The organism is Herbaspirillum sp. LeCh32-8 (assembly GCF_017814915.1).
Classification (GTDB): domain Bacteria; phylum Pseudomonadota; class Gammaproteobacteria; order Burkholderiales; family Burkholderiaceae_D; genus Herbaspirillum.
On record NZ_JAGIPZ010000029.1, the window covers coordinates 2425 to 3886 of the forward strand.

The 1462-nt window shown below is 63.1% G+C and carries 1 protein-coding gene and 1 pseudogene; both read right to left on the reverse strand.

Translation table 11 applies throughout. The features are described from left to right. A pseudogene (locus tag J8I26_RS22520) lies at window positions 1-399 on the reverse strand (ABC transporter ATP-binding protein); the annotation flags it as partial. 178 nt (window positions 400-577) lie between these two features. After that, the coding region (locus J8I26_RS22525) for a branched-chain amino acid ABC transporter permease (RefSeq protein ID WP_209609450.1) at window positions 578-1462 on the reverse strand (885 nt) is incomplete at its 5' end.

Genomic DNA, 1462 nt, shown 5'->3' on the forward strand with positions numbered 1-1462 from the left:
ACCCGACACCGGCACGATCAGCCACAGCGACAGGTGGATACCGTTCTGCACGATCTCCGGCCCGCACACCCACACCAGGAAGTTGCCCACCGAGGGATAGGTGTTGACGAAGGATTCGATCACCGCGGCAAACTGCGGCGAGGCCAGCAGGCCGGCCGTGTAGGCGCCGATCGCGTAGAAGGCGATGTAGCCCAGGTCCAGCAGGCCGGCAAAGCCCACCACCACGTTCAGGCCCAGCGCCAGCATGATGTACAGCAGGGCGATGTCCATGATGCGCACCCAGGAATTGCCGAACTGCTGCGCGATGAAGGGAAACACGATCATCAGCGCCAGCAGCACCAGCAGGCTGGTCCTGGCTTGCGCCGGATTGCGCTTCATGTCGAAGGATAGGAGAGCCATTTGTCTTCTCTTCTTTAGTAATAATTAACGAACGTAAAATTGGCTCAGGTTCCGTAGCGAGCCCGCGTCAGCGACTGACGACCGGAGCGCAGCCTCCGGAGTGTGCTGCTGCACACGAGGATGGCGAGCACCGTACGGCAGTCGATCACGCGGGCGCAGTAGGAACATGGGCCAATTTTCAGGCGCGGTCTGCCACGCGCTCACCCATGATCCCTGATGGGCGCAAGGTCAGCACGATGATCAGCACGATGAACGCAAAGATGTCCTGATAGTTGCTGCCCAGGAAATCGCCCGTCAGGTCGCCGATGTAACCGGCGCCCAGGCTCTCGATCAGGCCCAGCAAAATGCCGCCCAGCATGGCGCCGTAGATGTTGCCGATGCCGCCCAGCACCGCCGCCGAGAAGGCCTTCAGGCCCGGCACGAAGCCCATGGCGAATTGCGCGGTGGAGTAATTGGCCGCCCACATCACGCCGGCGATCGCCGCCAGGCCCGCGCCGATGGCAAACGTCACCACGATCACCTTGTTCGAATCCACGCCCATCAAGCCCGCAATGCGCGGGTTCTCGGCGGTGGCGCGCATGGCGCGGCCCATCTTGGTCTTCTCCACGATCAAGACCAGCCCCACCATGGCCAGCACCGCCAGCACCAGCAGCATGATCTGCGTGGGCGAAATCAGCGCGCCGGCGATATGCACCGGATCCGACGGCATCACCTGCGGGAACGGCAGCGGGCTTCTGCCCCAGATCATCATGGCGATGGTCTGCAGCAGGATCGACACGCCGATGGCGGTGATCAGCGGCGCCAGGCGCGGCGCGTTGCGCAACGGGCGATACGCCACCCGCTCGATCACCAGGCTGACCACGATGCACACCGGGATCGCGCCGACGATGGCGATGATCAACTGGACGATGCCCGGCAACTGCGGCGCCACGTGCTGCACCAGCTTGAGCAGCGAGAGGCCCACCATCGCACCGACCATCAAAATGTCGCCGTGCGCAAAGTTGATCAGGTTCAGCACGCCGTACACCATCGTGTAACCCAACGCGATCAGCGCATACATGCT